Below are 21,074 nucleotides of genomic sequence, written 5' to 3'. Positions count from 1 at the left end.
AGGGGAGGCGGTGACTCTTAACCCCCCACAGCACTACTGGGCGAGCATGTTCGAACCGATGCCCTACCTGGAGTGGATCGAGGGGCGGCCGGCGGCGGCCGACCACGATCTCGGGTCGAGCGACCTCCGGACGCACCGAGCCGACGGATCGGTGACCCCGCCGCCGCTCTCGGGGCTGGCCGATCCGGACGATCCGCCGTCGCTGTCCGCTTCGATCGCCACGGAGTACGGCGTCGACGAGTCGTCGGTACTCGTGACCGCGGGGGCAACCCACGCGAACTTCCTCGCCGCCGCCGCGGCGCTGTCGCTGAGCGAAGGCGAAGAAATCGTCGTCGAGGATCCCGGCTACGATCCGCTCGTCCACACGCCCGCCGGGATCGGCGGGACGGTGACGCGCTTCGAGCGCCCCGCCCGATCGGGCTACCCACTCCTCCCGGGCGAGATCGCGTCGGCCGTCTCCGGGCAGACGGCGTTGGTCACCGTCACGAACCGCCACAACCCGACGGGTCGACTCGCTTCCCGGCCGGAGTTGGCGTCGGTCGGGGAGGCCGTCACCGACGCGAACAGCCGGCTGCTCGTCGACGAGGTGTACGGTCCCTACACCGCCGAAGCCGACGCCGAGGGGGCGTTCGGCGGCGTCACGGCGGCGGGGCTCCCCAACACGGTCGTGACGGGCTCGTTCACGAAGTTCCACGGGCTCGGCGGGCTCCAGATCGGCTGGCTGATCGCCGAGGAGCCGTTCGTCGAGCGCGCTCGGGAGGTGTTCATGCACGTCCCCTCCGTCGCGGCGCCGAGCCGCGCGCTCGCTCGGCGCTTCTTCGCCCACCGGGACGAGCTGGTCGCCGACTCCCGCTCGCACCTCCGACGGAACCACGAGCTGCTCTCGTCGTTCGTCGATGACCGCCCGGCGCTCGACGGCGAGATCGCCGCCGGCTGCACGTACGGGTTCGTCGAACACCCGCGCGCCGACGGCGACGAGCTCGCCGAGGCGGCGTGGGACGCCGGCGTGTTGGTCGTGCCGGGGCGGTTCTTCGACGCGCCGTCCGGGGTCCGGATCTCGGCCGGCCGGAGCCCCGAGGCGGTCGAAGCGGGGCTGGACACGCTGGGCGAGGTGCTGGACGAGCTCTGAGCCCGGACGTCGACGCCGAGGCTGGCGAACAGGTGGCAGGCCGCCGGCGAGGCAGGTGGCACGCTCCCGCTGCTGCCCCGCCGCGGTTCTCAGGTCACGGGGAGCGTGGTCCCGTTCCCGTACTTGAACGTCGGGGTCAGTCGACGTCGACGGCCGCCGCGAGCGTCTCGATTGGGTGGGGCGGCTCCGCATCGGCGTCCGGTCGGTCGCCGAGCTGGGTTCGACAGGATGCGCCCGGCGCGACGACCTCGTCGCCGTCGGCGTCGTCGACCTGATCGAACAGCATCCGGCCGATCGCTCTGCTCATCGAGAGATGTTCGGCCTCGTAACCGAAGCTCCCGGCCATTCCACAGCAAGTGGAGTCCAGCGGGTCGACTTCGAAGCCGGCCCGGCGGAGCACGCCGACCGCGTGGTGATCCTTCGTGCTCGCTTTCTGGTGGCAGTGGCCGTGGTAGACGAGTTCCCCCTCGCCCGCCGCGTCGAGGCCGTCGTCGAGGCGGAACGCGTCGAGGTACTCGAAGACGCCGTAGGTAGCGTTCGAGACGGCCGCCACGTCGTCGCCGGCCAGCAGATCGTGGTAATCGGACTGGAGCATCACCGCGTCGGACGGCTCGACGACGACCACGTCCCAGCCGTCGGCGACCTTCGGGGCGAGCGCGTCGACGTTCTCGCGGGCCTGCTCACGCGCCTCGTCGACGAACCCCTTCGAGAGCGGCGGCCGGCCGCTGGAGCCCGCTTTTTCCGCCAGTCGGACGTGGACGCCGGCCGCTTCGAGCACCCGGACCGCCGCCTTGCCCTGTTCGGGGGCGTTGTAGTTCGTGTGGGTGTCCGGGAGTACGACTGCTTTCCGCTCGGCCTCGCTTTCGGGGACCGCCGGCTCGCGATCGGCCATCCAGTCGGCGAAGCTCTCGCGGTGGAACGTCGGCAGGCTCCGGTCGGCCGCGATGCCGACGGTCTTCTCCATCGCCCAGCGCGCGCCCGGGAGCCTCGCGGCGACGTTCGACAGCGGCGCGAGCCGGCTGCCGATCCGCGAGAGCGTGTCGACGTTGGCGAACAGTCGCTCCCGGAGGCTGCTCCCCTCGCGCTCGTGGCGCGCGTGCTCGATCTCGGTCTTCATCTTCGCCATGTCCACCTCGCTCGGGCAGTCCTTCGCACAGCCCTTACAGCCGATACAGAGATCGAGCACCTCGTCCTCGAACTCCTCGGTGAAGATCTCCTCCTCGGGGAGGTCGCCGCTCATCGCCTGCCGGAGCAGGTTCGCCCGGCCGCGGGTGGCCTGAATCTCCTCGTCGGCCGCGCGGTAGGTCGGACACATCACCCCGCCGGTGGTCTCCTGCCCGCCGCGACAGCCGCCGCAGCCGTGACAGAGCTCCGCCATCCCCTGGAACCCGTTGTCGTTCTCCCAGCGGAGTTCGGGGTCGAAGCCGGCGTCGAACTCGTACTCCGGGTCGAACCGGAGGTGCTCGGTCATCGCCACGGCGTCGGCGCGTTCGGGCAGCGACCCGGGCCGTTGCTCGTCGGGCGCGTAGCCGCAGACCTGTCCCGGGTTCAGCAGCCAGTCGGGGTCGAACGCCGACTTGAGGTCGCGGAACGCCTCCCAAAGCTCCTGTCCGTACAGCTTCCGGTTCCACTGCGTTCTGGCCCGGCCGTCGCCGTGTTCCCCGGAGACGCTGCCCCCGAGGTCGACGACGATGTCACTGACCGCGTCGGCGATCGACTCGAAGCGCTCGACGCCGGCGTCGGTCTTCGTCCCGATCAGCGGCCGGACGTGGAGCACTCCCGGGCCGGCGTGGGCGTAGAACGAGGCGAACGTGTCGTGGTCCGCGAGGACCTGCTGGAAGCGGCGGGTGTACTCGGGGAGCTTCTCGGGGGGCACCGCACAGTCCTCGATGAACGAGAGGTGTTTCTCGTCGGTCGTTCTGGAGAGCAGGATCGGCATCCCAGCCTTGCGCATCTTCCAGAACCGCTCCCGTGTAGTCTCGTCGTGGGCCTCCATCGCCGCGTCGGCACGGACGGGGTCGCCGGCGCTCGGCGGGTGGTCGCTCGGTTCCGCCGCGGTAGTGGTCCCCGGCCGACGGTCGGCGAGCAGGTCGGCGACCTTCTGCCGCCCCGCGTCGCCGCTCCCGGCGTAGAACTCCACGAGCAGCGCCGAGTCGGTGCCTTCGGGGAGCATCCCCACTACGTCGCCGAACTCCTGGGTGTCCCGCGCGAGGTCGAGCAGCGTGTCGTCCATCACCTCGACGGCCGCGGGGTCGTGTTCGAGCACCGCGCTCACGTCCTCCATCGCCGAGAGCAGGTCGCCGTACGCCAGCAGCGCGACGGCCTTGGTCTCGGGGATCGGTTCGAGCGAGACGGTCGCTTCCGTGACGATCGCGAGCGTCCCCTCGCTGCCCGCCAGCAGGCGCGCGAGGTTGACCGTCGCGTCGTCGGCTACCTCGCCGTCGACCGTCGCTTCGTCGACCAGCACGTCGAGGTTGTACCCCGAGACGTTCCGCTTGAGTTCGGGGTACCGCTCGCGCACCTCGTCGGCGTGGTCGTCGAGCACGTCGACGACGTCCGCGGCGATCCGCTGCTGGAGGTCGCCGTCGGGGTCCGCGCGCTCCCGTAGATCGCCGACGCGCGACTCGCCGAGTTCGGCCACGGTGCCGTCGGCGAGCACGGCCTCGCAGGACTCCACGTACGCGTCGGTCTTCCCGTACTTCAGCGAGTGCGATCCGGTGGAGTTGTTGCCGATCGCGCCGCCGAGGGCGGACTTGTCCCGCCACGCGGGGTCGGGCGCGAACTTCAGCCCGTGCGGTTCGCAGGCGGCGTTGAGTTCGGCGAGGATCGCCCCGGGCTCGGCGGTCGCGGTCGCCGCTTCGGGGTCGATCTCGCCGATCCCGTCCATCTCGGCGGTGAAGTCGAGGACGACCGCCTCGTTGACGGTCTGCCCGGCGAGGCTGGTGCCGCCGCCGCGAGGGAGCACGGGGATCCCGCGCTCGCTGCAGTACTCGATGACGGCGGCCACGTCCGCGGTCGACTCGGGGAATACGACCCCGATCGGCGTTACCTCGTACGCCGAGGCGTCGGTCGCGTAGAGCTGTCGGGAGTAGCTGTCGAAGCGCACGTCGCCGTCGACGAGCGACTCGAGATCGTCGAGCAGCCCCGGCCGGGCCACCTCGCCGCCGTGGTAGTCGAAGTCGCCGTCTGTCGACGGGTCCGGGTCCGCTGCCATGGGACGGTGTTACGCGAGTATCGGGAAAAGTACACCTCCTCCGGTGGCCGATGCGGGCGGCGGCCTCGGGGCAGAAAGTGGCCGGGGAAGGACAGGGCCGGAAGAAGTTTCAGGTATGAGGGTAATTACCAACTGATGGCCGAGTCAAAAGCCACCTTCGAGTTGTACGAGGACGACGCCGGGCAGTACCGCTGGCGGCTCCGCCACGACAACGGCAACATCGTCGCCGACAGCGGCGAGGGGTACGCGAGCAAGCAGAAAGCCCGCCAGGGGATCGAGAGCGTGAAGAACAACGCCGCCGGCGCCGACGTCGAAGAACACGACTGAGCCCGGATCGGTGCCCCTTTTTCGCTGCCAGACGAGGTCGGCACATGAGCTACGAGACCACCGTCGGCGTGCGCTTTCGTGATATCGACGCGATGGGCCACGTCAACAACGCGGTGTACGCCAGCTACGCCGAACAGGCCCGGGTCGACTACTTCGCGGACGTGCTCGACACCGACCTCTCGGCGGTCTCCTCGGTGCTCGCTCGCATCGAGATCGACTACCACCGCCCGATCGAACTCGACGACGGCCCCGTCACCGTCGCGGTCGACGTGCCCAGCCTCGGCGAGTCCAGCCTCCCGATGACCTACGAGATCAGCGATGCCGACGGGAACCTCGCGGCGAGCGTCGAGAGCGTGCAAGTGGCGTACGACCGCGACGCCGAGGAGTCGGTCCCCATCCCCGAGGCGTGGCGCACGGCAATCGAGTCGTACCACGATCTGTAGGCCGACGGTTTATCGGACTGGACGACGACGTTCGACCGTGTACAGCGCCCGTGATCGCGTCGAAGAAGCGGGGTGGCTCGCGGAGATCGACCGCGCGGCCGACAGCCTCGAACTGGGCGCCGACGCCAGATCGACCGCCGAGGACCTGTTCCTGAGCAACGTCCCCGAGAGCGAGCGCTCCAAGCCCGCGGTCGCGGCCGCCGCGCTCTACGCGGCCGCGCTGCTGTCCGGCGAGGAACGCGCACAGACCGCGGTCGCCGACGCGATGGACGTGTCGCGGCTCTCGGTCCAGCAGCGCTGGAAACCGCTGCTGGAGGAAGCGGGCTTTCGCCCGCCGACGTGGTAGCTACTCGGCGTCGCAGGAAGAGGCCGACTCGGTGCCTTCGGGCGGGAACTTCCCGCGTCCCTCCCGGTCGGGCGTGCGGTTGCCGTGGCGGTCGATCTCGCCGCTGACGATCCGCGTCGAAGAGATCCGGTCGCCGTCCGCCGCGGGGACGTGATCGACGACCTCGATGTCGAGCGGCTCGTGGCCCCGCTGTTCCCGGATTTCGTTGATCCGTTCGCCGCCCTCCTGGGTCTCCGGCGAGACGATCAGGACGTCGAACTGCGGCTCGGTCGCGATACCGGTCGGCTCCTCCAGCGTCCGGATCTCGAACTCGCGGCCGTACTCCTCGGCCAGCGGTTCGAGTTCGGCTTCGAGATCGGTCTTCCGCTCCGACCAGGGGCGGACGTACCGATCGACGTGGCGTGTCTCCGGGGCGAGCTCGTCCGACGTGAGGCCGACGGTCAGGTCGCCGAGCTCGAACGCTCGGCGGAACAGCTCCCGGTGACCGTCGTGAACGGGGTCGAACGTCCCCCCGATGGCGACCTGCATACCCCGGGGAACGGGCCGCCGACTGTTAAAGCGCAGTCATTCGCTCTCGGCGGGGTCGGGCGAGTCGCTCGCGTCGGCGTCGTCGGTCACGCCATCGTCGGTGCCCTCGTCCGTCCGATCGTCGCCATCGTCGGCGTCGCTGACCGAGATCGTCACGGGCCCGCCGTCGTCGCCGGTCTCGCCCCGATCGAGCCGCTCGTCGAGGTTGAACACGGCGTTGAGCTGGTTCTGGACCTGCCCGACCGCGTCGGAGACGAGCTCGCTGGGCGAGATCGCGTCGTACTCGTAGGGGTTGTTGCCGGCGCCCTCGCTCTCCCGCTTCCCGCGGGAGACGGTCCCCTCCTCGTGGAGTTCGGCGAGCGCCTCACGGACGGTGCTCGGGTAGAGCCCGGTCCCCTCGGCGACCTCATCGCTGGTGCTGTCGGGGTGCTGTCGCAGGTAGACGTAGATCCGCGCGCGCGTCTCGGTGTCGAGCAGCCACGCAAGCAGGTCGACGACGCCCTGATCGAACTCGCCGATCGCCTTGTCGGCACCCTCCTCGAGCCGTTCCCGCGCCGAACTGACGTCCTCGTCGGTTTCTGAGTCCTGAGACATGTGTGTTCACTCGAAGGTCAGAACTCTGCGCCCAAAAACGTTTGCCGCGGGACGCGGTGAGGCGCCGGCGCTGTCGAGAGGCGCCGATGTCAGCCGATTCGAAAAAGTGCCCGTGAACGGGCGATTACTCCAGCTCGACTTCGATCTCGTTTTCGGTCACGTGGAGGTACGCGATGTACTTCCGACCGTCCGTCTCGTAGTCGAGAACGCCGGTGGAGGCCGTCTTGTCGAGCTGTGAGCCTGAGCTCTTCAGCTCGCCGCTGACGGTGAACTCGTCGCCGAGCAGCGCCACGTAGTGGTTCGAGAGCTGCTCGATCGTGGTCGAGTCGCCGGACTCAAACGTTCGTGGCTCGTCGGGGGCGTCCTCGTGATCGAACGTGACGTTCTCGCTCCCTTGGTACTCGAGGTCCAGATCCGACGTGAAGTCCGCTTCGAGCTGCGGAACGTCCCCGTCGCAGTCCAGCTGGAAGGGGCCGCTCATGGCGGACGTATCGCCGCTCTCCCACCGTTGTGTCGTCGTGTCGTTCCCATACGTGACGGTTACCGATATCGGCCCGGTGCCGCCACCCTGTTGGCAGCCTTTGTCGATCGCGATCGTGTAATCGAGGGTCTTCTCGCCCGAGCTCACCGTGAAGTACACCTCTTGGCTGTTGAACGTGTTCCCGATCGGCTTCCCGTTCTTGTTCGTGTCTGGCTGGAGGGTCACGTTGAACTCCGTGAGCGTGTGTCCCGGGGCTTTTCCACGGGCGGTCAGCCCGTCCTCCGAATCCACCTGCAGCCATTGGAACTCGCCGATCGTGTCGGGGGTGATCAGCTCGACAGTCGCCCGCCGGTTGTCGTGATCGACGGTCACGTTGCCGCTGGTCCGGGTCCGGAAGAAGTCGGCCCAGCCCTCGTAGAAGCGGCTCTGGACGGTGACGGTGACGTTCCCGGTGGTGATCGGGTTGTCGTACGCCGTCCCGTCGTCGTAGGACGCGGAGCTGTTGGGGAACACCCGCCGAGACTCCTCACTCTGTGTGACGACCGCGGTGGTTCGGCCCGACGCCTGCCCCTCGGAGGTCACCCTGATCGCGGGCAGTGTAAGCGTCGCGCGGCGGTAGTTGAACTCAGGCGGCGAGCGCATCACGCTGCCGTTGCCACGGCGCTCCCAGACCCCGCCGCCCTGATAGGCGATCTCCGTGTCGCCGTTCCGGTAGCTCACTGAGCCCAGCGAGGCGTTGTAGATCTGCTTCTCGGTCCCGTTACCGGTGGCGTTGTGGTGGACGACCCGAAGCCAGCCCGAGTCGTTCTCGGCGACGAACTCGCCGTCGCCGGAGGGGCCGAGATCGACGCGCTGGGAGCTACTCTCCCCCAGCGCGACGATCGCGGCTTTGGAGTCGAACTGCGTGAGCGCGTGGCCGGCTTGTGAGGTCGTCGCCGTCCGCTCGGCGTCGGCGAACGCCTGCGAGCCGATGCCGACGACGGCGCCCGTCCCGATGATGGTGATACCGAGCAGTAACACCACGCCGACGACGCTCGAGACGCCACGATCCGTTCGCATCATCGCCGGATACGACCTCCACGGGGATAGTTGCTCCCCTCGCTGGGGCGGCTGAGCGGGGGAGATATCACGACCCACCATCCCCAGCGAGTCCGCTCTCGTTAGTCGGCGCAGCCACCAGTTCCTGCTCGTCACCGTCGCCGGCGACCCGGATCGTCACCGGGCCGCCGGATAGTGTTTCGTTCGCGACCGGGTGTTCGGTCCGGAAGCTGACGTTCCGGCTCACGTCGACGCTCTCGGCAGTGACGACGATGGTGCCGCTGGCTGGCTGGCCCGCTTCGTCCGATCGGTTCACCAACTGTAGCGTGTACCCCCCGCCGGTTCCCACGTCGTCGGGGAGCCAAACGCGCACCCTGACGGTTCCGTTCTCCCCGTCCGCGGCGCCGGCGAGGCGGTCGGCGTCCTCGATGCCGCTGGCGAGCTGTTGGCCGGTCACGGTCAGTTCGTCGGTGACGACCGCCCGTTGTTGGTTCTCGACCAGCGTCCCGCCGGCAGTCAACAGCCCCGCGATCAGAACCGCCGTGATCGAGAGCGTGAGCGTGTAGCCGAGCGCCGTCGAGACGCCGCGGCGGTCCGCGGCGATCGAGGCGTCGGGCTCCGGTGCCGGGGCGTCCTCACGCATCGGGCTCACCCGGCGCGATCCGGACCTCCGACTGGTAGTAGACGTTCGACGTCCGGTACGTCACCCGGAGTTCGGCGCTGTACAGCGTTCGCGTGGCCGTCGGCTCCCCGACGACGTCGGCGCCCGTCTCGAGACGGTCCAGCCGGCGGTCGACCACGACGGCGTAGGTGCCGACGACCTGTTCGTTCCCGCCGCCGTCGAGCGCGTCGACGTATCTGATCGTGTACTCCCCGGAGAGGGTACCGAAGAACTGCATCGCCGAGCAGTCCTCGCCGGCGATCGTGCCGGCCGTGAGGTCCACCACTGCTCGGTCGTCTGAGCCGGGGTCAACCGTACAGCTCTCGACATTCCCGTCCGGATCTTCGACGCTGACCGCCACGTCGCCGGTATCGCCCCCACTCTGATGGAGGTAGGTGGCCCACTCGTCGGTGCCGTTGTCGAACGTCACCCGGAAGGCGCCGTCGGCGACGGGCGTATCCGTCGAGGCGAGCGAGTCTTGGGTGACGTTCAGCCGGAACGCCCGGGCTCGGCTGTCGTTCGCGACAGTCCAATTCCTTGCGCCGCTGTCGCTCGTGAAGTTCCGGTCGCTTGCTTGGGTGATTCGGGTTCCGTTCTGCATGGAGCGGCTCTCCAGTCTCGCCTCGACCAGCCCCACTACTGCGTGGGTGCCGGCGGCACGACTCCAATCGCCGACGGTGTCGGTGAAGTTCCCGCGAAGTTCCGCGTACGTGGCGCTCCCGCCGCCGTCGATCTCGCCGACGGTCGTCCGCGCCATCGCTGTCGCCTCGTTCTCGTACTCGATCGCCTCGCCCGTGCCCGGGCCCGGGTCGCGGGTGGCGACGTTGCCGGTGTAGATGGCGGCGTTGAGCAACACCGCCAGCGTCACGAATATGACCGCCAGCACGAGCGCGCCGACGAGCATCAGCTGGGCGCGGTCGTCTACATCCGCCATACGACCACCTCCACCTCCAGCACGTTGTACACGGGGCCGTCCGGGTCGACGTTGTACCCCAGATACGTGCTGTTCGACATCGACGTGTTCTCCAGCGTGGTGGCCGTGGGCTCGGCCCGCTGGGCCGTCTCGTTGACGCGGTGGAGCACGTCGTCGTCGTACACCGTAAACGAGCGCGTAGCCGTCGAGGCGTGGTCCGACGGCGAGCCCAGATCGACCAGCAGCTCGGAGTCACGGCTCCCCTCCCCGGTGACGTAGTACACCTTCACGTTGAACGCGATGTTCCGCTCGCGGAGCGTTCGATCGAGCCCGTTCCCGAACGCAGTTGGCGGCCCGCCGCCGTGGAACCCGCCCGCCTCGGCGCCGTCGAAGTGGCCGTCCTCGTTCCAGCTGAGCAGCGTCGGCACGACCGAGCCCCTCTCGGCTTCGGCCGCGAGTATCCCCTCCGCGAGCTTGGCCTGTTGGTTCTCGATGTGCTGGCTGGACGTGCTGCCGGTCAGCGGCGTGACCGCCGTGACCTGCAGCGCGAACACGATGCTGGCCAGCAGCAACATCCCCGCGGTGATCGCCTCCAGCGTGCGGGCCTGCCCGCGGTCGCTCACCACGCACGCACCTCCAGCCAGTAGTTCTCCCCGTCGATCGAGACGACCCGCCGCGCGGTCGTCACCGAGACGCTGCTCGGCGGCTCGCCCCCCGCTTGGTGTGTCCCGAGCGCCGCGGTGTCGGTCGTGTTCTCGATCCGGATCTGGACCGACTGCCCGGAGTCGAGGCCGAACATCTCCTGCAGCGTGGTCGCGTTCGTGTCGAACCGGCAGCCCTCCGCCGGCGGGTCGCTGCCGTTCAGCTGTTCGAAAAACGCGACCGTGCAGTCCCGATCGAGCACGTACGGCTGGTCGGGCGCGCCCAGCCGCTCGGTCGCCAGCGAGGTGGCGGTCCGGTCGGCGACCTGCGTGTCGCCCGCGCCGAGAAACGGCGAGAACATCCCCGGAATCGTGGCGACGACGAACGTGACCGCCACGAGGAAGATCCCGATCCCGATGGCGTAGTCGAGTACGGTCTGGCCCCGCCGATCGCCGACGACCTCCCGGCGGCTCATACGACCACCACCCAGACCGCCAGCGCAAGCGTCTGCAGGATCACGACGAACTTCACCCCCGAGATGATCTGGGCGTCGCGGATGTACCCCGAGATGATCCCCGAGAGCACCGCCTGCAGCGTCACCGCGTGAAAGAACAGCAGCGAGAGCAGCTGGGTGTCGATGCTGGCGCCGAAGCTGAGCCCGCCGGCGCCGGCCGCTTCGCCGCCGCCGCTCCCGCCCATCGACGCCATGGTGTCGAGGAACTGTACCTTCAGGATCGCCATCACCGCAAGCAGCGTGAGATACGTCATCAGGATGATCGCGACCTGCATCCGGGTACGGGACTTGCGCTCCCGTTCGATGTCGTCCTGGTTCTCGGAGGACTGGGCCGCAGTCGACAGCACGTCGGTGATCTGGCTGGACGCCTCCTGTGCTTCCGAGATCAGCTTGATCGTCCGGGCCAGCCGCGGGATGTGGTACTTGTTGTTGAACTCGACCATCGCCTCCCGCAGGCTCATCCCGTAGTTCACCTTCGCGTACATCACCTCGAACTCGTCGGCGAGCTTCCCCGTCGAGGTGTCAGAGACCGTCTCGATCGATTCGAGTAGCGTCTGTCCGGTGTCGTTGGCCGAGGAGAGCTTCCGGAGGTTCTCCGAAAGCTTCCCGGTGATCGACCGCCGGGTGAGCCCGTTCCACTCGTAGAACACCGCCAGCGGGAGCAGCACCATGTACGAGGGGATGTAGTACCACGCAAACGTCCCCCAGATCGGGTTCGCGATCATCCCGTCCCACGCCGTCGGCATCGCGCCGTTGACGAACAGGACGGCCACCACCGCGGCCGCCGTCGGCACCGTGAGCGCAAGCGTAAACAGAGGGTTGTCCCGGAAGAAGATCTGTGGCGCCGACAGCAGCTGTTTCGTCTTGTAGTTCCCCTCGCGGGACTTGATGCGGTTGAACACGCTGAACCGTCCCGTGAACGCCTCGATCAGGCCGAGGTGGATCAACCCCTCCCGCTGGCTGGCTTCGAGCCGCTCGCTGCCGTCCTGTGGCGAGAGGTAGCCGTCGCCGATCTCGTCCTGTTTTACCGTCGAGATCATCACGAGAAAGCCGACCCCCGTCAGCGGGATCAGCGCGTAGACGGTGCCGTAGATGAGCTGCTCCCGGCCGCTGCCCATCATGCTCATCACGACGAGGATGATGATCAGCAGGAGCGGGAACAGCGACAGCGTCATGTACATCTCGCCGAACAGCTCCAAGGTCTCCAGTGTGGTTTCCTGCTCCTGCTTGGCGGTGCGCATGTGCTTCTCCTTCTTGTCGTAGAGGAACTGCTCCATGTCCCCCCCGGAGTTGATGATCGAGAGCATGTCCGTGAGGAACTGCGAGAGCTCGTCACTTGGGGTCTCCATCGACTGCTTGCGCACCGCGTTCCGGTAGTCGGTGCCGAAGTACTCCGTCTCGTTGACGATGCTCTGGAACTCCTTTGCGACCTCGCCGTACGTGTCGTCGGCCTCGGCCATCGACTCGAGTATCTCGAGTTGGTTCAGCCCCCCGACCGACAGCGCGTACATGTAGGAGACCGAGTCCGAGAGCAGCATGTTGATCTCCCGCTTGCGGGCCGACGCCCGGGAGTAGGGGATCGCCGCCAGCGTGCCGAACCCCATCAGGAACCCGATGCTGCCGAACACCAGCCCCGACAGCAGGATCGCCACGGGCACCGTCGCCGCCCTGAGCATCGCTGCGGTTTGGGCGTTCCCGGCGGGGATACCGAGGCTGAGCGACTCCGGAGTCACCAGCCCGAACTCGAAGATCGCCCAGCCGAGCAGGCTGCCGAACGCCCAGAGCAGGCCGCCGACCAGCACGCCGACTGCGAGCGCTCGAGAGAGGTAGAGCTCGACCGCCTGGTTCATCCGAGCCTCGGTCAGCTTCTCCTCGACGTTGCCGACGAAATCGCCCTCCGTGTCGAACAGGAAGCGGTACAATGGGTAGAACGCGTCCGCCAGCGTCCCCCAGTCGTCGTCGCGACCCTCGCCGAGTTCCAGGCTCATCTACTCCTCGCCCTCCTCGTCGTCGGCCCCACTCCGGAACAGATCGTCCGGTTCGGTGTCGGACGGGCTCCGGAACAGATCGTCCAGATCGTCCGATTCGTCCTCGGAGTCGAACAGCGACTCCTCCGGCTCCGCGTCGTCATCGGACGAACCCAACCCCGATTCCTCCGTCCCCGTGCCGTCGTCGGAGTCGAACAGTGATTCGTCCGGCTCCGCGTCGTCGTCGGAGTCGAACAGCGATCCCTCCGTTCCGTCGTCGGACGAGCCGAACTCCGAATCCTCGGGCTCCGGATGGGTCGTCAGGTCGCTCGGATCGTCCCACTCGTCGCCTTCCGGGTCCCACTGGATCGCCGGCTCGTGAGACTCGTCGACGCCGTCATCCTCGGGCTGATCGTTCTCGCCCCCATCGACGGCCGATGCGCTCGCGCCGGTCGGGGGTTCGTCACTCTCCTCGTCGGCGTCTCCCCCCTCCTCGGGCTCTCGGTCGGCCTCTGTCCGATCGGTATCGGCTCCGTCGAAGTCGGGCCCGGCGGCGTCGGCGGTTTCGTCGTCTTCCGGCTCGTCGTCGTCCGGTTCGTCGTCGCCCGGTTCGAGCTCCGGCGTCGACTCGTCCGCGCTGTCCTCCCCGTCCACGTCGTCCAGCGCCGGCCCCTCGGGCTCGTCGAGTTCGACGCCCTCCTCGGTCCCGCTGGGGAGCTCGCCGGCGGCGTCGGGTGTCGCTTCCACGTCGCCCTGTGGCTGGCTGTCGACCAGCGCGTCGGCGACGTCGTCGGGGGTCTCGCCGTAGTACTTCTCGAACAGCCGCTCCTCCGCCTCTTCGAGGATCCCCGCAGTCTGTTCGAAGATCTCGTCGTTAGGGTCGGGGCGGGGGACCATCTCCTCCTTCGCGGGATCGATGTCGATCAGCACGGACTCCATCTCCCGGAGGTCCTCCAGCGACGCTTCGAGCTGGTCGTTAGCCATCAGCGAGAGGATCGTCTCGGGGTCGTTGATGAACGCCTGGAACGTCGCCGCCACCTGCGTGTACGTGTTGAGCCCCTCGTGGATCAGGTACGCCAGCACCGTCTGGCGCTTGAATATCTCGTCGTCGAGCCGCTGGCGGTCCCACCCGCGGTCGAACATGATCTCCTCTAAGGTGTTCGAGTCGCCCATCTTCAGGAACTCGTCGGTCTCGGCCTGCCACTGGTAGACGTCCTGCACGTTGATCTCGTCGTTCTCGGCGTCGTAGTGGTTGATCTCCGTGAGCGACTTGTTCCGGCGAACCTTGTGGCCCTGCACCCGGGTGGAGGTCTGGATCGAGACGAGGTCCAGCGCGGTGAACATCGTCTTCGAGACGTTGATCGGCTCGGTGGTGAACCGCTTCAGCACCTCGCCGACGTTGTCGGCGTGGAACGTCGTGTACGTGGTGTGGCCCGTGGACATGACCTGGAACAGCGTCCGCCCCTCCTCCCCGCGGATCTCGCCCATCACGATGTAGTCGGGGCGCTGGCGGAGCGCGGCCTCCAGCAGGTCGAACTCGTCGACGTCGCCCTTGTCGTCGTCGGAGAACGAGGGCCGGGTGACCGACGCGATCCAGTTGCGCTGGGGCAGTTCGACCTCGCGGGTGTCCTCGATCGAGACGATCTTCGTGTTCGAGGGGATAAAGAGCGAAACGGCGTTCAGGCTGGTGGTCTTCCCGGAGGCCGTCCCGCCGGCGAAGATCAGCGACTTGTGGTTCTCGATACAGAGCCAGAGAAAGGCCATCTGGTCCAGGCTGAACGTCTGCCAGTTGATCAGGTCGACCGGCGTGAACGGCACGTCCTTGAACTGGCGGATCGTGTAGTTGGTGCCGTGGTCGGAGACTTCCTTCCCCAGCGTGAGCTGGGCACGGGAGCCGTCCGGGAGCGTCGCGTCGACCTGCGGCCGGCGTTTCGAGATACCCTTCCCCGAGCGCTGGGCCAGCTTCACGACGAAGTCGTCGAGCTCGTCCTCGCCGTGGTAGACGTTGGTGATGATCTGCTCGTAGTCCGAGTGGTAGACGAAGACGGGTGAGTTGTAGCCGTCACACGAGATGTCCTCGACGTTGATGTCGTGTTTGATCCCGTCGATGCGCTCGTAGCCGATGAAGTCCCGTTCGAGATAGTACAGCAGCTTCTCGACCTGGTACTCGTTGAGCGTGTCCTCGTCCTCTTCGAGCAGCACGGGCTCGGGCCGGACTTCGATCCCCTCCAACTGCCGGGTGCCCTCGATCGGTTCCTCGTAGCCCAGTAGGTCGACGACGCGGCCGGAGACCCCGCCGCTCGGGTCGAGGCCGAACGCGTCGGCGATGCGGTTGCCCAGCCCGCCGCGCTCGCCCGGCTCGTCGGGCTCGTCGTAGAGGTCGTAGCGATCGAGCAGCTCCCGGGTCCGGCTCTCGATCACCGACCGGCGGTGGTCCTCGTCGCCCGCGGTGCCGCCCTCGTCCTCGTACTTGATCGACGCCCGCAGCTTGTCGGTCAGGTAGTCGCTGAGCTCGTCCTCGATCTGGGTGAGGTGGGGCTCGACGACGTAGTACTTGATCTCGTTCTCCTTCGTGGAGTGGAAGATCACCACGTAGGAGTAGGGCTTGTTCACCCAGTAGCGGTCCCGCTCCCGGAAATGCTGTTTCTTCGCCAGCGGGACGGTCTTCTCCAAGTCGTAGCGGTTGGCGACGGTCGTCCGCCCCTGCGTGTCAGAGAAGAACGCGTCCTCGTCGATCTCCTCGTCCACGTCGACGGTGCGCTCGTCGATCAGCTCCTCGAGCTCCTCGCCCGCCCGCTCGCAGTCGGCCATCGTCCGGTCGATGCTGTCGGCGGGGAACCCCAGCGCCGTGTCGGGGTCGAACTCGACGGGTTCGCCGTCGCTGTCGGTCGGCGCCTTCCCCTCCTCGTCGTAGAAGTACTCGCGTTTGTAGTCCGCCCAGCCGTAGATGTCCTTGATGACCGGCGTCTCGTCGTAGCCGATCAGCGGTGAGTAGTCGGTGATATCCCCCGCGACCCGGCCGGCTGCGCCGATCCGGGCCTCGATCTCCCACGGCGGAAACCCCAGATACGCCGCGGGATCCACGTCGGTCCGCTCCCAGTCCTCGGGCGTGAGCGTGCGATCCTCCTCCCCCCAGCGCTCGCTACCCGGCGTCTCGTCGAACCGCCGGTAGAGCGCGCTCGCCGCTTGGCTCTCACCGTGTTCCCGAAGGAAATCGTCCCACGTGTACGAGCCGACGACGGCGTCCGGAGCCGTCCCGGTCCCCTCCCCGGGCTCGACCCCGTCCTGCACTTCCCCATCGAGCGGGCTCGGGGTCGAGTCCCCCTCGTCGGTAGCCATTGACTAGTTGGGTAACTCACTCCGCACGCAAAAACTCTCGCCTGGGAGTATCAACACGGAGAACGGCGACGGCGAAGCTCTTTGGGCCCGGTCTCCTTACCCCGCCCATGCGAGATCTCGACGAGACCGACCTCCGGATCATCGAACTACTGGCCGCGGACGCCCGCCGACCGTACAGCGAGATCGGCGACGACGTTGGGCTCTCGGGACCGGCGGTGTCCGACCGCATAAAGCGGCTGCAGGACTCGGGTGTCCTGAAGCGGTTCACGGTCGACGTGGACCGCTCGCAGCTTCGGGCCGGCGTCCCCGTGTTCGTCCGCCTCGTCGTCGACGACGGGCTGGCCGAGCTCCGGGAGCGCGTCTCGATGGCGAGCGCCGTCGAGCACCTATTCGTCACCGCCGACGAGGAGCTGCTGTTTTCCGCCCGTGCCGAGGCCAACGGCGTGCGCGACTGGCTGACCGACCTCGTGGGCGACGCCGACGTGCGCGATCGCGAGGTGCGCGTCCTGGACGAGATGGAGTGGAGCCCCGCGCTGGGCGGGGTGGAGTTCGCGCTGACGTGTGACGAGTGCGGCAACACCGTCGACAGCGAGGGCGAGACCGAACGGCTGGGCGGCGACGTGTACCACTTCTGCTGTTCCTCCTGTCGGTCGCGGTTCGTGGAGCGCTACGAGCGGATGGAGGAAGGCGCGGGGTGATCGTGGTTGGATCGTTGATTGGGTACTTTTCGGCTTATCGTGGTTTGGAGTTAGGGCGAACAGCGACAGTACGGCCCCACCGCGAACAGCGACAGTACGGCCCCACCGCGAACAGCGACAGTACGGCCCCACCGCGAACAGCGACAGTACGGCCCCACCCCGAACAGCGACAGCATCTCGATCGTAGACCACTTGCGACAGCACCGCCCCGCACAGCCCTCACGCCTCCCCAACCGACTCGTTCGGGCTTCGCCCTCACTCGTCCCTCGCGCTGGTCGCGCCCACAAGGGGCGCTCCTGCTTCGCGCCGACCCCGGCCGCGGTGCGGTAGCGGTGGACGCCGCGGGCCGGCAGTTGTCGCCGGCCCGCGGGGGAGGGGTGGGGACTCGGTGCTGCGCCGGACTCTGTGTCCGGCGCACTGCGGTCGCAAGTGGTCAAGCATCGAGATGCCGTTGCTGTTGCGGTCTCAGTTGCCAATGATCGAGATCCAGTTGCAGTCGCTACCGAGCAGACATACGCTCACGCCAACCGATACGCCCGGAAAATCGAACAAGTAACGACGTCTTACTCCCCGAAATTCTCCGGCTGAATACGGGAGAGCCGCATCGCGTTCCCCGTCACGCCCAGCGTCATCCCGGCGTCGCCGACCAGTACCGCCGCCCAGATCGGTACCACCCCGAACGGGACCGCCAGCGCGAGCGCCGCCTTCACCGCCAGACTGGTCCAGATGTTCTGCCGGATCACGCCGTTGGCGTCGTGGGAGAGCTCGTAGAGGTACGGCAGCCGCGAGAGGTCGTCGCCCATCAGCGCGATGTCGGCGGTCTCGATCGCGGTGTCGGTGCCCGCCGCGCCCATCGCGACGCCGACGGTCGCCGTGGCGAGCGCGGGGGCGTCGTTGATCCCGTCGCCGACCATCGCGACGCCGCCGTACGCCTCGTCGAGCTCCTGCACCGCGTCGACCTTGTCCTCCGGGAGCAGTTCCGCGCGGTACTCGTCGACGCCCACCTTCTCGGCGATCGCACGCGCGGTCCGTTCGTTGTCCCCCGTCAGCATCGCGACGTGCTCGACGCCGTGATCGTGGAGGGCGGCGACCGCCTGCTCGGCCTCCGGACGCACGTCGTCGGCGACGGCGATCACGCCCTCGATCTCGTCGTCGGTACCGACGAGGACCACCGTCTTCCCCTCCGACTGGAGGTCCGGCACGATCGTCTCCAGCAGATCGACGCAGTCGTTGCGCTCACACAGCTGCTGGCTCTTCTGCGTGACGGCCCCGCCGTCGGTCGCCGCGTGGACGTGGTTCAGGTCGAAGCCGAGCTCCTCGAACAGCCCCGGCTTCCCGGCGTAGTGGGTCCGACCGTCGAGCTCCGCCCGGACGCCCTTGCCGGTGATGCTCTCGAACTCGTCGACCCGGCGGTCGTCGACATCCCGCGCCTCGGCGCGTTCGACGATCGCTTCGCCGATGGGGTGTTCCGAACGCGATTCGAGTCCCTTCGCACACCGAAGCACGTCCGCCTCGGTGTGGTCCCCCAGCGGGACGACGTCAGTGACGCGCAGTTCGCCGACGGTGAGCGTCCCCGTCTTGTCGAGGGCGACGGCGTCGACCTCGCCCATCGCTTCGAGGTGGTTCCCCCCCTTGATCAGCACGCCGTTTTTCGCGCCGCTGGTGATCCCCGAAACCACGGAGACGGGCGTGGAGATGACGAACGCGCAGGGACACGCGAGCACCAGCAGCGTCAGGCCGTAGACGATCGCCTGCGTGGTCGAGACGCCGAGCAGCGAGGGCGACGCCAGCGTCACCAGCACCGCAAAGGCGACCACGACCGGCGTGTAGTAGCCCGCGAACCGTTCGACGAACTGCTCGCGTTCGGTCTTGTTCGACTGGGCGTCCTCCACCATCTCGATGATCCGGGAGAGCGTGTTCTCGCCGGCCGCGGAGGTGACCTGTAGCTCGAGGTACCCCTGTTCGTTGACCGTCCCGGCGTACACCTCGTCGCCGGGCGTCTTGTCGACGGGCACGCTCTCGCCGGTGATCGGCGCCTGATTGACCGCGCTCTCGCCGTCGATCACCTCGCCGTCGAGGGGGATCTTCTCCCCCGGCTTCACGACGACCACGTCGCCGACCGCGACCTCGTCGACGGGGACCGTGGTCTCCTCCCCGTCGCGCCGCACCGTCGCCTCGTCGGGCGAGAGATCCATCAGCTCCTGCAGCGAGTTCCGTGCCTTGTCCATCGAGTAGCGTTCCAGTAGCTCCGCGACGCTGAACAGGAACGCCAGCGTCGCGGCCTCCATGTACAGCGCCTCCCCGAAGCCGAGGCTGACGGCGACGGCGCCGCCGATCGCGAGGCTCATCAGCAGGTCGATGTCGAGGTTGCGGTTCCGCAGCGAGTAGTAGCCCCCGCGGACGATCTCCTGCCCGCCGACGACGACCGCGGCGAGGAACAGGACGTCGGCGATCGCCAGCGTCACTCCCCCGGCGGCGAGGAGCTCGGCGTTCGCCCCCGTGAGCACGAACTCCAGCAGCAGGCCGAGCGCGGTGAAGACGCCGCTGATCCACGTCTTGATCGCCCGCCGGCTCCGCCAGACAGTCCCGGTCTCGGCGACGCCGCCGTCGTCGCCGTCGGCCGTCGACTCCGTCACCTCGTAGCCGGCGTTCTCGACCGCCCGCGTGACCGCCCCCGCGGAGGTCTGCTCCCGGTCGAACGTGACTGTGACCTTCCCCGTCGTGGGCTGGGTCTGGTAGGCGGTGACGCCGTCGACGGCGTCGACCGCGTTTTCCACCTTGCCGGCGCAGGAGGCACAGTCCATCTCGGGGGCGGTGAACGTCTCGGTGGCCTCACCGACGCCGGAGTCGACCGTGTAGCCCGCCTGTTCGATCCGCTCGGCCACGTCCGCGGGATTCGTCCCCTCGGGGTCGTAGTTCACGGTGACCGTGCCGGTGGTGACCTGCGGGTCGACACGCTCGACGGCGTCGAGTTCGCGGACGCTGCTCTCGACTTTCCCGGCACAGGACGGGCAGTCCATCTCCGTGACGGTGAGCTGGAGTGACTCCCCGTCGCTGGGTTCGTCGGGTGGTTCCCGCGGGTCGTCTGGTTCGTCGCCGCTCATACCTAGCCGTAGTCGCTCGTCGGTTAATAATCCCGCTGCTAAATAGGCGGGTCAGTATGCGCTACTTTGGTAAATATTGCGGACCGAGTTATTAACGAGTCGTCGGCTTCATAGTTCGGAGGCACGAAGCTTCGGTCCCGATGCGTCTCGTACTCCTCTCGGACGTCCACGCGAACGAGCCCGCCCTCCGAGCCGTCCTCGCGGATCTCGCCGACGAGTCGTTCGATCGACTCGTCTGCGTCGGGGATATCGTCGGGTACGGTCCGGACCCGGCGGCCTGCCTCTCGCTCGTTCGTGACCACGCCGACGTCTGTGTCGCCGGAAACCACGACCGCGAGGCTAACACGCCCGAGCGATACAGCGGGCACCCTACCGCCGGCCCGGGGCTCGAACACACCTACGAGGAGCTCGGGGACGACGAACTCGCCTGGCTCGACGAACTCCCCGAGCGCCGGCGACTGGAAGCGTGTTCGACGACCGTCGCACACAGCCATCCGGTCCCCGAACACACCGACCGCTACGTCTACCCGGCGGATTTCTCGGATGTCGGCTCCACCGTCGACACCGCGCTCCTGGCGATGGGCCACACCCACGTCCAGGGGGCAGAGATGGTCGGCGAGACGCTCGTCGTCAACCCCGGCAGCGTCGGACAGCCCCGTGACGGGGAGCCGGGCGCCGCCTACGCGATCGTCGACACCGACGACCGGACGGCCGACCTCCGGCGGGTGGAGTACGACGTCAACGCGGTTCGGGAACGCGTCCGGGCCGCCGGACTGCCCGACGAGACGTGGAAGCGACTGCTGGACGGGCGCTAGCTTCAGTACAGAGGAGGGTGGACGGGCGTGGTAGGACTCTCGCAAGCGACCATCGGGAGGGAGTGAGAGTAAACCATGCCAGTGAACGACTGCAAGGAGTGAACGGGCGTGGTGGGATTCGAACCACGGTCGGACGTGCTCGCTCGCGTTCGCTCGCTGCGCGCGACCTCCCTGTTTCGGAATCCCACCGAGCCGTTTTCACGGCTCACTTCGTTCGCCGGAAAACGGGCGTGGTGGGATTCGAACCCACGATCGAGGAGTTAGGAACCCCTCGCCTTGTCCGCTAGGCCACACGCCCTACTGGCCGCTACCGGGCCGGGG

General features: G+C 67.9%; 16 protein-coding genes, 1 tRNA gene and 1 pseudogene. 6 read left to right on the top strand and 12 right to left on the bottom strand.

All coding sequences use genetic code 11. The features are described from left to right. Positions 1-46 precede the first annotated feature (46 nt). A complete protein-coding gene (locus BN1959_RS08300) occupies positions 47-1,129 on the top strand; it encodes a pyridoxal phosphate-dependent aminotransferase (protein WP_053948211.1) in 1,083 nt (360 codons plus the stop codon). Between the two features lie 136 nt (positions 1,130-1,265). Here BN1959_RS08300 and BN1959_RS08295 read toward each other — a convergent pair whose 3' ends face one another. Continuing rightward, entirely contained in the window at positions 1,266-4,343 is a 3,078-nt protein-coding gene (locus tag BN1959_RS08295; protein WP_053948210.1) for an FAD-binding and (Fe-S)-binding domain-containing protein, read from the bottom strand. A gap of 144 nt (positions 4,344-4,487) precedes the next feature. On the opposite strand from BN1959_RS08295, the pseudogene BN1959_RS08290 reads away from it, so the two are divergent. From BN1959_RS08290 to BN1959_RS08280, 3 genes and pseudogenes are all read left to right on the top strand, one after another. After that, positions 4,488-4,670: pseudogene (locus BN1959_RS08290) on the top strand (HVO_2922 family protein); the annotation flags it as partial. A 44-nt stretch (positions 4,671-4,714) separates the two neighbouring features. After that, a complete protein-coding gene (locus BN1959_RS08285; RefSeq protein ID WP_053948208.1) occupies positions 4,715-5,113 on the top strand; it encodes an acyl-CoA thioesterase in 399 nt (132 codons plus the stop codon). 37 nt (positions 5,114-5,150) lie between these two features. Next, entirely contained in the window at positions 5,151-5,459 is a 309-nt protein-coding gene (locus tag BN1959_RS08280) for a cyclin (protein ID WP_053948207.1), read from the top strand. Here the strand turns inward: BN1959_RS08280 and BN1959_RS08275 are convergent, their stop codons facing one another. The 9 genes from BN1959_RS08275 to BN1959_RS08235 all read right to left on the bottom strand — a co-directional run bounded on the left by BN1959_RS08275 (position 5,460) and on the right by BN1959_RS08235 (position 16,136). Next, complete coding sequence (locus tag BN1959_RS08275) at positions 5,460-5,987, bottom strand: phosphopantetheine adenylyltransferase (RefSeq protein WP_053948206.1); 528 nt, start codon at positions 5,985-5,987, stop codon at positions 5,460-5,462. Between the two features lie 36 nt (positions 5,988-6,023). Next, positions 6,024-6,581 (bottom strand): winged helix-turn-helix domain-containing protein, encoded by a 558-nt coding sequence (locus tag BN1959_RS08270; protein ID WP_053948205.1) that lies wholly within the window; start codon positions 6,579-6,581, stop codon positions 6,024-6,026. A 124-nt stretch (positions 6,582-6,705) separates the two neighbouring features. Continuing rightward, the gene (locus BN1959_RS08265; RefSeq protein ID WP_053948204.1) at positions 6,706-8,121 is read right to left on the bottom strand and encodes a DUF7289 family protein; all 1,416 of its coding nucleotides are present in this window, start codon (positions 8,119-8,121) and stop codon (positions 6,706-6,708) included. 67 nt (positions 8,122-8,188) lie between these two features. Further along, complete coding sequence (locus BN1959_RS08260; RefSeq protein ID WP_154018250.1) at positions 8,189-8,743, bottom strand: DUF7266 family protein; 555 nt, start codon at positions 8,741-8,743, stop codon at positions 8,189-8,191. Next, positions 8,736-9,695: a DUF7261 family protein gene (locus BN1959_RS08255; protein ID WP_053948202.1), complete on the bottom strand. Its 960-nt coding sequence runs from the start codon at positions 9,693-9,695 to the stop codon at positions 8,736-8,738. Before BN1959_RS08255 ends, BN1959_RS08260 begins: the two co-directional genes overlap by 8 nt. After that, positions 9,683-10,249, bottom strand: coding sequence for a DUF7288 family protein (locus BN1959_RS08250; protein WP_053949352.1), 567 nt, complete (start codon positions 10,247-10,249; stop codon positions 9,683-9,685). Before BN1959_RS08250 ends, BN1959_RS08255 begins: the two co-directional genes overlap by 13 nt. Positions 10,250-10,293: 44 nt before the next feature. Further along, positions 10,294-10,791 (bottom strand): DUF7287 family protein, encoded by a 498-nt coding sequence (locus tag BN1959_RS15050; RefSeq protein WP_053948201.1) that lies wholly within the window; start codon positions 10,789-10,791, stop codon positions 10,294-10,296. Further along, positions 10,788-12,818 carry a type II secretion system F family protein gene (locus BN1959_RS08240; protein ID WP_053948200.1) on the bottom strand — a complete coding sequence of 677 codons (2,031 nt, stop codon included), beginning with the start codon at positions 12,816-12,818 and terminating at the stop codon, positions 10,788-10,790. Before BN1959_RS08240 ends, BN1959_RS15050 begins: the two co-directional genes overlap by 4 nt. Then, positions 12,819-16,136, bottom strand: a complete 3,318-nt coding sequence (locus BN1959_RS08235; protein ID WP_053948199.1) for an ATPase, T2SS/T4P/T4SS family — start codon at positions 16,134-16,136, stop codon at positions 12,819-12,821. It abuts the gene before it with no gap. Between the two features lie 107 nt (positions 16,137-16,243). Between BN1959_RS08235 and BN1959_RS08230 the strand changes: the two genes are divergently transcribed. After that, complete coding sequence (locus BN1959_RS08230; RefSeq protein WP_053948198.1) at positions 16,244-16,834, top strand: AsnC family transcriptional regulator; 591 nt, start codon at positions 16,244-16,246, stop codon at positions 16,832-16,834. A gap of 563 nt (positions 16,835-17,397) precedes the next feature. On the opposite strand, the gene BN1959_RS08225 is transcribed toward BN1959_RS08230, so the two are convergent. After that, positions 17,398-19,938, bottom strand: coding sequence for a heavy metal translocating P-type ATPase (locus BN1959_RS08225; protein WP_053948197.1), 2,541 nt, complete (start codon positions 19,936-19,938; stop codon positions 17,398-17,400). Between the two features lie 140 nt (positions 19,939-20,078). Here BN1959_RS08225 and BN1959_RS08220 point away from each other — a divergent pair, with 140 nt between their 5' ends. Continuing rightward, positions 20,079-20,753 (top strand): metallophosphoesterase family protein, encoded by a 675-nt coding sequence (locus BN1959_RS08220; protein WP_053948196.1) that lies wholly within the window; start codon positions 20,079-20,081, stop codon positions 20,751-20,753. Between the two features lie 225 nt (positions 20,754-20,978). Here BN1959_RS08220 and BN1959_RS08215 read toward each other — a convergent pair. Then, positions 20,979-21,051, bottom strand: a tRNA-Arg gene (locus BN1959_RS08215). Positions 21,052-21,074: the final 23 nt, after the last annotated feature.

Source organism: Halolamina sediminis (assembly GCF_001282785.1).
In the GTDB taxonomy this organism is placed as follows: Archaea; Halobacteriota; Halobacteria; order Halobacteriales; family Haloferacaceae; genus Halolamina; species Halolamina sediminis.
This window is presented reverse-complemented; position numbering and strand designations above follow the sequence as displayed.